The sequence below is a fragment of the Exiguobacterium alkaliphilum 12/1 genome (genome assembly GCF_000714435.1).
GTDB classification, from domain to species: domain Bacteria; phylum Bacillota; class Bacilli; order Exiguobacteriales; family Exiguobacteriaceae; genus Exiguobacterium; species Exiguobacterium alkaliphilum.
In genome coordinates this window covers 109,563-122,608 of the sequence record NZ_JJMW01000058.1, presented here as the reverse complement: position 1 = coordinate 122,608, position 13,046 = coordinate 109,563, and the positions used below count along the sequence as shown (strand labels likewise).

13 protein-coding genes are annotated in these 13,046 nt (G+C 54.9%); 2 read left to right on the top strand and 11 right to left on the bottom strand.

Annotated features, from left to right (window positions below; all coding sequences use genetic code 11):
• Positions 1-54: 54 nt before the first annotated feature.
• The 6 genes from RT52_RS12080 to RT52_RS12055 all read right to left on the bottom strand — a co-directional run bounded on the left by RT52_RS12080 (position 55) and on the right by RT52_RS12055 (position 6,257).
• Positions 55-2,181 carry a (Fe-S)-binding protein gene (locus RT52_RS12080; RefSeq protein ID WP_034804175.1) on the bottom strand — a complete coding sequence of 709 codons (2,127 nt, stop codon included), beginning with the start codon at positions 2,179-2,181 and terminating at the stop codon, positions 55-57.
• Between the two features lie 90 nt (positions 2,182-2,271).
• The gene (locus RT52_RS12075) at positions 2,272-2,988 is read right to left on the bottom strand and encodes a hypothetical protein (RefSeq protein ID WP_034817666.1); all 717 of its coding nucleotides are present in this window, start codon (positions 2,986-2,988) and stop codon (positions 2,272-2,274) included.
• A gap of 6 nt (positions 2,989-2,994) precedes the next feature.
• A complete protein-coding gene (locus RT52_RS12070; protein WP_034817664.1) occupies positions 2,995-3,510 on the bottom strand; it encodes a GNAT family N-acetyltransferase in 516 nt (171 codons plus the stop codon).
• Between the two features lie 47 nt (positions 3,511-3,557).
• Positions 3,558-3,986 (bottom strand): hypothetical protein, encoded by a 429-nt coding sequence (locus tag RT52_RS12065; protein WP_034804183.1) that lies wholly within the window; start codon positions 3,984-3,986, stop codon positions 3,558-3,560.
• Entirely contained in the window at positions 3,983-4,402 is a 420-nt protein-coding gene (locus RT52_RS12060; RefSeq protein ID WP_034817661.1) for a YwiB family protein, read from the bottom strand. Before RT52_RS12060 ends, RT52_RS12065 begins: the two co-directional genes overlap by 4 nt.
• Before the next feature lie 127 nt (positions 4,403-4,529).
• Positions 4,530-6,257: a glycoside hydrolase family 13 protein gene (locus RT52_RS12055; RefSeq protein WP_034817660.1), complete on the bottom strand. Its 1,728-nt coding sequence runs from the start codon at positions 6,255-6,257 to the stop codon at positions 4,530-4,532.
• 214 nt (positions 6,258-6,471) lie between these two features.
• Here RT52_RS12055 and RT52_RS12050 point away from each other — a divergent pair, with 214 nt between their 5' ends.
• Both RT52_RS12050 and RT52_RS12045 read left to right on the top strand, forming a co-directional pair.
• Positions 6,472-6,936, top strand: a complete 465-nt coding sequence (locus RT52_RS12050) for a GNAT family N-acetyltransferase (protein WP_034817658.1) — start codon at positions 6,472-6,474, stop codon at positions 6,934-6,936.
• 47 nt (positions 6,937-6,983) lie between these two features.
• On the top strand, positions 6,984-7,745 hold the full coding sequence (locus RT52_RS12045; RefSeq protein WP_034817656.1) for a MerR family transcriptional regulator: 762 nt from the start codon (positions 6,984-6,986) through the stop codon (positions 7,743-7,745).
• 27 nt (positions 7,746-7,772) lie between these two features.
• Here RT52_RS12045 and RT52_RS12040 read toward each other — a convergent pair whose 3' ends face one another.
• Genes RT52_RS12040 through RT52_RS12020 form a run of 5 tightly spaced genes read right to left on the bottom strand, consistent with a single transcriptional unit; the run spans position 7,773 to position 13,038 of the window.
• Complete coding sequence (locus RT52_RS12040; RefSeq protein WP_034817652.1) at positions 7,773-8,423, bottom strand: hypothetical protein; 651 nt, start codon at positions 8,421-8,423, stop codon at positions 7,773-7,775.
• 58 nt (positions 8,424-8,481) lie between these two features.
• Complete coding sequence (locus tag RT52_RS12035; RefSeq protein WP_051622491.1) at positions 8,482-9,183, bottom strand: hypothetical protein; 702 nt, start codon at positions 9,181-9,183, stop codon at positions 8,482-8,484.
• A gap of 27 nt (positions 9,184-9,210) precedes the next feature.
• Positions 9,211-10,341, bottom strand: coding sequence for a glycosyltransferase family 4 protein (locus RT52_RS12030; protein ID WP_034817649.1), 1,131 nt, complete (start codon positions 10,339-10,341; stop codon positions 9,211-9,213).
• Positions 10,329-11,660: a nucleotide sugar dehydrogenase gene (locus tag RT52_RS12025; protein WP_156028816.1), complete on the bottom strand. Its 1,332-nt coding sequence runs from the start codon at positions 11,658-11,660 to the stop codon at positions 10,329-10,331. The genes RT52_RS12030 and RT52_RS12025 overlap by 13 nt, the downstream gene beginning before the upstream one ends.
• A gap of 13 nt (positions 11,661-11,673) precedes the next feature.
• Positions 11,674-13,038, bottom strand: coding sequence for a phenylacetate--CoA ligase family protein (locus RT52_RS12020; RefSeq protein ID WP_034817645.1), 1,365 nt, complete (start codon positions 13,036-13,038; stop codon positions 11,674-11,676).
• Positions 13,039-13,046: the final 8 nt, after the last annotated feature.

Here is a 13,046-nt window from a genome sequence, read left to right as displayed (position 1 = left end):
TTGCCCTGTCTACTTGACGGGGAGCAGTTCAGCATACGGAAGCGGGTCACTAATTTATTGGACGAGCGGTTCGGGTACTTCGAGCGGAGCGAGTGAACGATCGAGCAGTTCGACGACGTCGAACGTGCCGACCGTCTCATCGACTTCTTTCGCTTTCGTCCCGTCTGAGAGCATCGTCAAGCAATACGGGCAGGCCGATCCGATGACGGTCGGTTTCGTTTCAAGTAATTGCTCCGTCCGTGCGACGTTGACGCGCGTCCCGACTTTCTCTTCTTGCCACATGAGACCGCCACCGGCGCCGCAACACATCCCGTTCTCACGGTTCCGGGCCGCCTCGACGAGTTCGACGCCCGGGATGCGCTCCAAGACGAAGCGTGGTGCGTCATAGATGCCGTTATAGCGACCGAGATAGCACGAATCGTGATAGACGACCCGTTCATTCACGGCGAAGTCCGGTTTGACGCGCCCCGTGTCGAGCAGTTCGGCAAGGAGCTCGGTGTGGTGATACACTTTCACCCCCGTGAGCCCGAAGTCCGGATACTCGTTTTTAAACGTGTTGTATGCGTGTGGGTCGACCGTGACGATTTTCGTGACGCCGTACTTCTCGAACAGCTTGATGTTCGCCTCGGCGAGCTCTTGGAACAACAGCTCGTTCCCGATGCGGCGTGGCGTGTCGCCCGAGTTCTTCTCTTCGTTGCCGAGGATAGCGAACGAGACGCCGGCCTTGTTCAAGACGCTCGCAAAACTCTGGGCGACTTTTTGGCTGCGGCTGTCATACGAGCCCATCGCCCCGACCCAGAAGAGGAATTCGAACTCTTCGCCCGCCTTCTTCTTCTCTTTCGCCGTCGGGATGACGAGTTCCGTGTCTTTGCGCCAGTTCTCGCGCTCCTTCCGGTTCATCCCCCACGGGTTGCCTTGACGTTCGATGTTGGCGACCGTGCGCTGCGCTTCCGGGTCCATCTTCCCTTCCATCATGACGAGATAACGACGAAGGTCGATGATCTTGTCGACGTGCTCGTTCATGACCGGGCATTGGTCTTCACAGTTGCGGCACGTCGTGCACGCCCAAATCTCTTCTTCCGTGATGACGTTGCCGATCAACTCGTCGGCGACGAGCATGTTCCCGTCCATCGCGGCCGCGGCGATTTCCGCGCCTTGCGTATTTTGGAACAAGAGCGCCGGCGCCCACGGCGACTTCCGGGTGATGGCGGCCCCTTTCATGTTCATATGGTCGCGCAGTTTGACGATGAGGTCCATCGGCGACAGCATCTTGCCGGTACCGGTCGCCGGGCAGACGTTCGTACAGCGTCCGCACTCGACGCAGGCGTACAAGTCGACGAGCTGCTTCTGGTTGAAGTCTTCGATCTTGTTGACCCCGAAGACGACCTCTTCATCCGACTCTTCCGCCTCTTCCATCGCCGAGAAATCGACCGGTGCGAGACGACCGACTTTATGCGTCCGGCCGAGCCAGACGTTGAGTGTGCCGGCAATCAAGTGAGCGTGCTTGCCTTGCGGGATATACACCATGAAGCTGAGTAAGAATAGCAGGTGCAGCCACCAGAAGACGATGAAGAGCGCGAACGCGACGCTGCCCGGTACCCAGGCGAACGCCGAGCCGATGATGGTCGCGACCGGCTCGCCCCACATCGGGAGCTCTTCTTTATAGACGAGGTAAAAGCCGTTCCCGAACAAGACGGACACCATGAGCCCACCGATGAAGATGAGCGCGAGACCGGCCAAAAAGTTCCGCTTCAAGCGCACGAGCTTCTCGATATAGCGGCGGTAGAATCCCCAAACGACCGCGACGAGAATCATGAGCATGACGATCTCTTGCATGAACGTGAAGATTGGATAGAGCGGACCGAGCGGCACGTGCGGGAAACGCGTCCCGACGGCGAGCCCTTTCCAAATGAAGTCGATCGCCCCGAACTGGACGAGGATAAACCCATAGAACATCATGACGTGAATGATGCCGCTCTTCTTATCTTTCAACAATTTCTTTTGCCCGAACACGTTGATCATCACCTGTTCAAGCCGTTCTTTGTTCGTCTGGCTCCATTCTGCCTTCTTCCCGAGCTTAATGAACGTGTACCGCTGATAGACGAGCGACGCGAACAAGTACAAGCCATAGCCGAGAACGAGCAAGAACAGAATCCAGTTGACGATTAAAAATGTAGACATCCCCAACATCCCCCTTAATGAAAACGGATTCATTCTTGAAATCAGTATACCAAACAATGAATGAACAGTCATTCATTTTCTTAGGAGAACTTAAAAATAGAGAACGTGCTTCAAGATGAGGAGAAGTCCCCCGTAAATCGTCACGGCGAGCACGAACGTACGGAAGTGAAGATTCCGGTCGGCCGGCAACTCGAACTTGACGATGTTCAGGATCATCGCCCCGGCGACGAACGCGAACAGAATCGTCTCGACGTGCGACGCCAAGTCGACGTAGCGGGCGACGTAGCCGGTGACGAGGATACCGACCGTGAAAAAGTAGCGTCCTTGCGTCAAGTAGACCTCGCCGTAATGGCGATACAAGTCGTGACCGACGGCGAGAAAATGGACGCCGAGTGCGGTCGCATAAAACATTTGGGCGACGTTCGTCACCGACGTCTCCGTCACGACGTATGCCGAGAACGACATATACGCCGTGAGGAGCGTCACTTGAAGCCAGTACGAGACGTTTCGGTCGAGCGTCTCATCTTGGAAGTGCGGGGTCCGCACGAACCGCATCGTCCCGTAAAAGACGGTGAACCCGATGAGACTGACGACATAAATCTCTGAAGGCAAGGCAAGGTCGAGCCAGTCGACTCGGAGCGTGTCTTGGCGCTTATTGAGTGACGGGAGTAAGTACATGAAGAAATACGTGATGGCGATCCCGCTCGAGAACGAGAACCACTTCTTCGACGGGATGCGGTCCCGCGGGAACAAATAGATGCCGAAGAAGTTGATGGCCGCCAAGTACACCACGATCCAGTCGCCCATGTGTCGTCACCCTTTCAGCTCAATCCAAAACCGCTCGACGACCGTCCCGTCCGTTTCTATGAACGGCGTGTCCGGCACCCCACCGTTACGCAAAATGACTTGCTTCGAGGCGACGTTCGTTCGATTGCACGTGATCAACGCGCGCTCGATGCCGAGCGACTTCGCCTTCTCGAGCGCGAGGGCGAGCTGTTTCGTCGCAAGTCCCCGACCCCGTGCACTCGGTTTAATCCCGTAGCCGATATGACCACCGAAATTGAGTAACTGCTCGTTCAACTCGTGCCGAATGTTGGCCGCCCCGAGCAGTTCTTCCCCGTCGGTCAACCAATACGTCGTGCTCGGCACCCAACCGGCGTTCTCCGCGCGTACCTCACGCGCCCGAATCGCTTTGACATACGTCTCAAAGTCAGACGCCTCCCCGTCGACCGCGTTCGGGACGATGCGTTCATCCCGTTCACGCCACTCCTTCAAAAATGCATGCACTTGCTGTTCTTGGTCCATCGATGTCTTCACAAGACGTAACATCGCCCTTCCCCCTTATCTTTATGTAGAAAAAAGACCGCAATGCGGCCTTATTCTTCGAGTCCTAATCGTGCTGGCATCTCCGGCGCGAGCTTTCGTGCCTCGTCGAGCCTGCCCGCGTCGACGAGCGTATGGAACCGTAAAAACTCTTCGTGCGAAGCGTCCCCAATCGCGGCCAAATAGTCGACGTAACGTTCGTACACCGACTTGTCTTCCGGACGTGCCTCGATTAAGGCGAGGTACAACCGGACCGTGTCTTCTCCGTAAAGGAGCGGGAACTCGTCGTTCAACTGGAGCAACTTGTCGACCGAGTCCATGTCGACGCCGGTCTCGTTGTCGTAATGTCCGATGACGTGCTCGGCATGATCTTCGAGGCGACCGCGCCACTCCTCATACTCGTCCTCGTTCGTTTCGAGCATCTCGAACCAGTCCTCGTTCAACATCTCTTCAATCTTTTTCACTCGCTCTTGAAAGTTCATGCTTCGTCTCCTCCTTTAAACGTCCATGTGACGTCGACAGCGTACGTGCCGGCGACATCGTCGTTCATCGTTAACGCGTAGTCGAATTGGCAACGCCCGTCTGAAACGTCAAGGCGTTCCGTCGTCGTCGCCATCGTCATCGCCATATATGGGTTTTTGTATACACTCTGTGTCATTCGTCCTTCGATGAACGAATGGTTCATCTCGATCGGTCCTTTACACATAAGGGCGAGCCGCCCCGTCGTATATTTCAACGTCGTCGGCACGATGCCGTCCTCACGCTCTTGGTCAAACGTCAAGATGAAGCCCGTCTTCAGTTCGTAATAGAGACCGTCCGCGACGAGCACGATCGGTTCATCGAGTTCGCTCATTTTCGTCGTCTGACGGACGCGTATACGTTTCGGTTCAATTGCCATGATGATTCCCCTTTCCGCTGTCCCATCGTACCATACCTCACAAACGGTCCGGAATCGCTAACTTTTTCTTTCCCGGTTCGCATGTGCTTCACACCACAAAAAGACAGGGTCGCCCCTGTCTTAACGGTTAACTCAATTTATAGACGCGTCCTTCGAACGGCTTCAAGTGAAGGAGTGTCGTCTCATCATGCGAATCTAGCGGCATGTTTTTCAAAACGACATCCTCCGAGCGAAGTGTGAGGTCTGAAGCGAAGATCGCCTCGCCACCCGTCAAGTTCGTCATGACGAGGTATTGGCTGTCTCCGAGCGTGCGCGTATACGCGTAAATCTCAGGGTGTTCCGGCAAAACGACGTCATACGTGCCATACACGAACGTCTCATCTTGTTTCCGGAGGCGAATCATCTCTTTATAGAAGTTGAGGATCGAGTCTTCATCTTCAAGTTGTTCTTCAACGTTGATGGCCGTGTAGTTCGGATTGATACCGAACCAAGGCGTGTCCGAGAACGTGAATCCGGCGTTCGCTGCGCTGCTCCACTGCATCGGCGTCCGTGAGTTGTCACGTGACGAGTTCCATGTGATGCGCATCATCTCATCGTGCGAGCGCCCTTGCTCGACACCGATGTAATAGCGGTTACGTGTCGCGATGTCGTCGTATTGGTCAATCGAGTCGAACTTGACGTTCGTCATCCCGATCTCTTGGCCTTGATAGATGAACGGTGTTCCCTGCATGAGAAAGTACATCATCCCGATCGATTTCGCGCTCTCTTTCCAATAGCGCTCATCGTCCCCCCACGTCGATACGGTACGTGTCTGGTCATGATTCTCGACGTAGAGGGCGTTCCAGCCGTCTTCCTCGAGTCCTTTTTGCCACTTCGACAACACGTTCTTCAAATGGACGACGTCGAGTTTCGACTCGGCGTCTTCGCGCCAAAGTCCCATATGCTCGAATTGGAAGACCATGTTCATCTTGCCGTCTTGTTCGCCGACCCACAAGTGGGCGTCGTCCGGTGAGACACCGTTCGCTTCGCCGACCGTCATGATATCATGTTTTTTAAACGTCTCGTCGCGTAACTCTTCCAAATAGCCGTGAATGCCGTCGACGTTCATATGCATCTCAAACGATGGGACGAAATCAAGTCCTTCTGGATTTGGCAAATCAGCGAATGAAGGATGCTTGCGGATGTGACTAATCGCATCGACGCGGAACCCGTCAATCCCTTTATCGAGCCACCAGTTGATCATATCGTACACCGCTTGGCGCATCTCTTTATTTTCCCAATTCAAGTCAGGTTGTTTCTTCGAAAACACGTGTAAGAAATATTGTTCCGTCGTCTCGTCAAACTCCCAAGCCGAACCGCCAAAAATCGATTCCCAGTTGTTCGGTTTTGACCCGTCCGGTTTCCCGTCACGCCAAATGTACCAGTCGCGTTTCGGGTTGTCTTTCGAACTCTTCGACTCGATGAACCACGGGTGCTCGTCCGACGTATGGTTGACGACGAGGTCTAACAATAGCTTCATGCCGCGTGCGTGGACTTCATTCAAGAGGCGGTCGAAATCTTCCATCGTCCCGAACTCATCCATGATATCTTGATAATCCGAGATATCATAGCCGTTGTCGTCGTTCGGCGACTTGTACATCGGGCAGATCCAGATGACGTCGACGCCGAGCTCTTTCAAATAATCGAGTTTATCGATGATGCCTTGAATGTCGCCGATTCCGTCCCCGTTCGCGTCGTAAAAGCTGCGCGGGTAAATCTGGTATGCGACGGCTTCTTTCCACCAATTACGTTTTAGCGTTTTTGTTTGTGTCTGTTGAAATCCTTTTGTGTGTTGGTCACGTTGTAAAAGTTGCATGTGTCAATGATACTCCCTTATCCCTAAACTCACTGCTCATCCTATATACTAATATCAGTGCTGTTGACGTTATCTCTTAATTAGCGCAATCGTTTGCACGATGCACTACGTTTATCTTAACAAAAAAGACAAACCGCTACAATGAGCTTTTCAACAGCTTACTCAACGTGTACCCTACACGATTTTGAAATGAAATGAAAGTGAGGCGACTTACATGATTCGTTTGGCCACACGGGCCGATCTTCAAGCGATCGATTCATTGATTTTGAATAAGGCAAAAGCGTTTCGCGCTGCCGGAAAGACGCAGTGGGAAAAATATTTGGAACCGAGTCGGACCGAGTTCGTCCGTCACGACGTCACGAACGGGACGGTCTATGTATATGAAGAAAACGGAAAGATTTTCGGGTCGGTCAGCTTGATTCCCCCGACGTCATGGGACCACAATTTATGGGATGACGCCGAGGTAGCAGTCTACGTGCATCGGCTCGTCGTTGATGCCCGGATGAAAGGGAAGCGTGTCGGCGAACAATTGATGCGCCACGCGCTCACCCAAACGGTCGGGACGATTCGCCTCGACTGTGTCGCCACGAACGCATTTTTGAACCGTTACTATCGACAATTCGGTTTCGCGTATGTCGGCGAACGCGACGGGTTTTCCTTGTTCACAAAAGAGGGTTGACGTTGACGCGACGTCAAGGCGTACGCTGTCCATAAGGAGGTGAGCAGATGGTTACGATTCAACAACTCGCAACACTCGCCGGCACGACGACCCGGACGCTTCGGCATTACGACGCGATCGGGCTACTCGTCCCGTCGCGTGACGCGAACGGCTACCGCCGTTATTCGAAACAAGACATGGAGCGGCTCCAACTCATCTTGTTCTATCGCTCGCTCGATTTTCCCCTCGAGACGATTCACACGTTGTTCGAAACGGACACCGACCGGGCTCACATCCTTAAGACACAAGTGAACGCGCTGCGTGAAAAGGCAGCTTATTTCGCGGCACTCGCCGAGACCGCCGAAGCGACGCTCGCCTCACTTGAAGGAGGCGTTCAAATGGAAGACGAATCATTGTTCAAAGGCTTGTCGTTCGACGAGCTGAAAGCGCACGAGACGAAACACGAGGCGGAAGTGACGTCACGCTGGGGCGACAGTGACGCCTATGCGACGTCACAAAAACGGGCCCACGGACGGACGAAAGAGGACTGGGAGGCGCTCAGCCAACAGCAAGTCGACCTCGTCAAACCGCTCGTCGACTTGTTCACGGCCGGTGTCCCGGTCGAAGACCCGCGCGTCCAAGTGGTGGTCGAGGCGAACCATGCGTTCATCCACGACCACTTCTACGATTGCTCGCTCGATATGTTCAGCGGCCTCGGACAGATGTACGTGGCAGACTCGCGCTTCACGGCGTTCTATGACAAGTACGCCCCCGGTCTCGCCGTCTACTACAACGACGCGATTCAACATTATTGCATCACCAAAAGTTAAACGGCCGAGCGAAAGCTCTGGCCGTTTTTACTCGATTCTACGGTCGTAAACGTCCTCTTCGAGCATCATCTCGATTTGACGCTTCAAGAGCGGCAATCCAGTCGAGAGCTGGAGGTACGGATAAGTCGCGAAATTGTCCGTACCGCCGAGGTAGAGGACGGCCCGGTCGAGGACGCTCCAGCCGCGGTCGCTCCACTGTTCGATGCGTACCTCACAGACGTCCGGTTTGGCCCGGAACGCCCAATACGCCTCGAGCTGTCCCGCCGCCATCGATGGTCGAATCGTCAAAATCGGGCAATCGATTCGATTGAGCACATCCGGCTCAATCGGTCCCGTCTCATGGAAGATGAGGAGTTCCGGCATGAGACGGTCAAGCCACATTTTCGTCCTCGCATCGTTCAGCGAAGTCACTTTCAAGACGTGATGCATCGGAATCGGTTCGTCTCGTAACGGATGACGCCGTTTCAACTCTTGGATGCGCGCCCGGCTCGTCCAGCGCATGAACGGTGTGGCGTACCGGACGTACAACTGCCGGACCCAGCCTCGAAATGAGTCGGTTTTTTCTTCGGATGGGCCGTCTTCTCGAATGACGTGCGTCACCCCGAGGTGCCGAATCGCCTGATATACGTAAGCCGACATCTTGTTGTCCCCGATACATAACACGATTGGTCTCGTCATGACGCACCTCCTTTCCGATTCCGTCCTTCACTCCGGCTCAACCGCATCTCTTCCACCGCTATGTCAAAAGAGCCGAACATCTGTTGAACTTCTTTGAGGGCCGGCCCTTTCCCATCTTTTTTTGCCACATCTCATAACCCCATGGCGAGAGGATTGCCAGTTCCTCATCCGCCTCTTTCAATGCGTTTAAAATCTCGTCTTCCGTGAACGTTTTACGGTTCGAGAGCCCGATCTCTTCAAGTGCTTGGCTCCACGAACCGAACCGTCGAACGACTTTCGTGATGCTCGGCTGTTGACGCGCCCGTGCCCACTTCGCATAAGCGGTCGATGTGAGCGGCTCGATGTCCTCACTCGCTTCGAGGAGGGCTTGAATGATTTCACACTTTTGGTCTTTGGCCATCATGCCGAGTAAATCTGCTTCAATCAAGGCGACTTTCCATGACCCGAACAAGATGACGACCTCGGTCAATGACGGCACGTCCCGGTCAAGCGCCCACTTCCGGTAATCCGCACTCGTAATCGAACCCATTTCTTTCGCGGCCCGACGGAGCGCCCGAACCACCTCGGCTTTCGTGAAACGAGGCATTTGATTGTCGAGTCCGGCGAGGCGGAGCACGTTCGCCCACGATCCATACGTCTCGAGCAGTTCGAGCACCGTCGGACCATCATTACGCTTTTGCCATTGCTGATACATATGGATGGTGAGACGGCCGTCGACGGCCGCCGTCCTCAGTTGCTTAACGACTTGCTTTTCTTCCATGCCGCCTCCCCCTTTCAATCGCCCGCATCAGCCGGCCTCCCGCGCACTGATTTGCGCGAATAAATCGAGTTGCCGTGTCAGTACAATCGATTCATCGAACCGTTCCTCGACGACTTCCCGGCCACGGCGTCCGTATGTCTCGAGCCGTTCCGGATGAAGGATGAACGACTCCATCGCTTCAGCGAGCGCATCGGGACTGGCGACAGGGACGAGATAGCCCGTCTCGTGGTCAATCACTTCTTCACGGCAACCACGGATGTTCGTCGCGATAACCGGAAGACCGGATGCCATCGCCTCTAAGATGGAACGCGGCAACCCTTCTCGGTAGGAAGGCAACAAGAAGACGTCATGATCGCTGAAGAGTGTCGGCGTATCTTTGACAAAGCCCGCATAATGGACGTTCGGATTGTCGGCGAGGTACGCCTCGACGAGTTTTCCGGTTTCTTGGTCCCGTTCATTCACCATCAGCTCGCCGGCGATCGTCAGCGTCGCGCCAGGGTGCGTTTTCGAAAGTTGCGTGAACGCCTGGAGCAAATCCAAGATTCCTTTCTCTCGGACGAGGCGGCCGACGAACAAAAATTTCAGCTGTTCCGGATTATGCGTCTTCGCAATCGGTTTGAAGCGGTTCAAGTCGATGCCGTTACCGAGATGAAGCAGACGGTCGTCCCGCTTGAACTGACGCGTCTTCGCGAGGGAATAGTCTTCTTCACTTTGAAGAAGTAGCCAGTCCGTGGCGAGGGCGGCGAGCGATTTTTCGAGCCAGAACACGAGTTCATAGGCGACACGGCTCATCCGTTCGTGGAAGTAGAAGCCGTGCGCCGTGTAGAGAATGTGCGGGGTTCGCGCAATGCGGGCAGCGACGCGGCCGAGCGCAGCGGCGACCGGGGTATGCACGTGAATCGCATCGTATTTTTCCCGCCGCAACAGCGTGACGAGTTCTTGAATCGTCTGTAAATTTCGTTTCGGATGGAACTTCCGGTCGATCGGCAACGTGTGGATGACCCAGCCTTCCTCTCGTAACTGATCGGTCCGGTCACCGTAGGCACAGGCGATATCGACTTGATGGCCTTCGGTTTTCAAAGACTCGATGAGGGGACGCAACAAGACGTCAGCCGTCGCGTCGACCGCGCAGAACTGGAGAATCTTCAAAGGCGCCATAAGTGCACCTCCTCCGGCTTCGTCGTACGGTCGAGGATGCCTTTCAAATCCATGACGACGCCGCGACCCATCTTCAACTGGCGGGCGGCAAGCTTCCAGCCGGCATCGACGAACTCGTCGTGCGAGACGGCATAGATGACGACCTCGGCCGGTTTCAGCTCATGATACGCTTTCACCTCGATGCCGTACTCGTGCTTCACTTCTTCATGGTCGACGAGCGGATCGTACACTTGCACCTCGAGTCCGAACTCTTCAATCTCACGGATGAGCGAGGCGACCTTCGAGTTGCGGATGTCGCTCACGTTCTCTTTGAACGACATGCCGAGCACGGTGACGCGGGAGCCGAGTACCGGCATGTTTTGGCGAATCATCGTCTTGATGAGCGATGTGGCGATGAAACTGCCCATCGTCTCGTTGATCCGCCGGCCGGCTAAAATGACTTCCGGATGATAGCCAAGCATCTCGGACTTCATCGTCAAATAGAACGGGTCGACGCCGATACAGTGTCCGCCGACGAGTCCCGGGCGGAAGTTAAGGAAGTTCCACTTCGTGCCTGCCGCCTCGAGCACCTCGAGCGTGTCGATGTCCATCCGCTCAAAGATGATGGCGAGTTCGTTCATGAGGGCGATATTCAAGTCGCGTTGCGTGTTCTCGATGACTTTCGCCGCTTCGGCGACCTTGATCGAGGAAGCCCGGTGCACCCCTGCGTCGACGACCGTCTCATAGACGGCGGCCACGACGTCGAGCGTCGCTTCGTCTTCGGCGGCGACGACCTTTTTGATTGTCCGGAACGTGTTCACCCGATCACCCGGATTGATTCGTTCAGGCGAATAGCCGACTTTGAAGTCGATTCCGGCCCGAAGACCAGACTCTTGCTCGAGGAGCGGGATACATTCTTCTTCGGTCAACCCCGGGTATACCGTCGATTCGTACACGACAATCGTTCCCGGCTGCAAATGTTTCCCGACCGCGCGCGTGGCGCCGCAAATCGGGCCGAGATCCGGTTGATTCTGTTCATTGATCGGGGTCGGCACGGCGATGATGATGAAGTCCGATTCCTCCAGTTTCTTTGCATCCGTTGTATACGTGACCGACGCCGTCTCGAGTGCTTCCCGTTCGACTTCCCTTGTGCTGTCGACGTGTTCGTTCAACTCGTGAATGCGCGCCTCGTTGATGTCAAGGCCGATGACGTCTCCGACTTCCCCGAGCGCGACCGCGACCGGAAGTCCAACGTAGCCGAGTCCGACGACGGCGATATGGCGATTGGCAATGGTTCGTCGTGTTGTCCGTGATTCTGAGATGAGTTTGTCCATGTCCATCTGCCTCCAGTTATTATGAAATTTGATCCATCAACTTCTCGACGACGACGATTTTCCCGTTTTTCCCGCGAGGGATTTGTTTGACTGGGGTGAGGGTGATTTCGACGCCTTCCCCGAACAACTCTTTCAGCTCTCGCTCGAGTACCCGTTCATGGGACGGAAGAAATCGTTCCGGATCTTTGATATAGCGCATCTCGATATGATGCAAATCGAACTGCCGGAATTGCGTCTGGATGACCGAGTTCGGTAAGACGCGGACGATTGTTGTCAAATCGCCTTCATACACTTTCAATCCTTTCGGGGTGACGACGTAGTTCGACTGCCGTCCTTCAATCGAGGTGACGTACGTGCCACCTTGGCCGCACGGGCACGTCCCTTCTCCGAATTTCATACGGTCACCGATTCGATAGCGGACGAGCGGCGTCCCGTGTGTCGTGAAGCTCGTGATGAGAATTTCACCATCGTCGCCGTACGGCTCGATATAGCCCGTCTCGTGATGCAGATGCATGTGACCGTGGCTGCATTCGGTCAAAATCGGTGCCCCTTCTGAGGAGGCGTATTGATCGTACACCGGGGCGTTGAACGCCTCTTCGAGCAGTTTGCGCCCACCCGCCGTCAACGTCTCGGACGTCGGAAAGATGGCGATCATTTGAAAGTCGAGCGTGATGCCGTGCTCTTTCATATACGAGGCGATGTCGACCATGGCGGACGGCGCGCTATCGAGGACGGCCGGTTTGAACCGGTTGAGCGCCTCGATATAGTGTGGGATGTTGTCCGGTGTCAAATGGAAGAGCGATAAGAGCAATTGGTTCATCGGACGGTTGTAACGCCAGAACACTGGGGCCGCCTGGTTGGGATCACAGATGACGCGACCGGTGAAACTCGCCCGCTTCATCCCTTTCTTGAAGCCATGTTGCTCTTTGAAGTAGTCGAGATGGGCCATCCGGATTTGATAATCGTCTTTCGTGAACTTCACCTGGAGCGACGCCCCGGTCGTCCCACCCGTCTTTCCGACGATGTCCGTCTTGATGTTGGAGTAAATCGAAGGGGTCGCCCGGACCGTCTCTTTCTCGAGGATTGGAATATGGCGCATCTCCTCGAACGAACGGAGCGGGAGCGTCACGTTCGCCTCCTTGAACAAGCGTGCATAATAGTCGTTGTTCGCTGCACAAAACTGTAGGAAGACGTTCAACCGATCAAGCTGATCCTGATAGACGGCTTCCGCGTCGGTCGGACGGTCCTTCAAACGGATGAGCTCCCGTCGATACGCCTCACCATACCGTTCTTGCCATAACTTCAATCCATATAGTGACGTCATCCAGTTTTGAAACCGAATCGGCGTTTTGAAATACATGTCCCGCAACGCGAAAGTGGTCATTCTTGAAC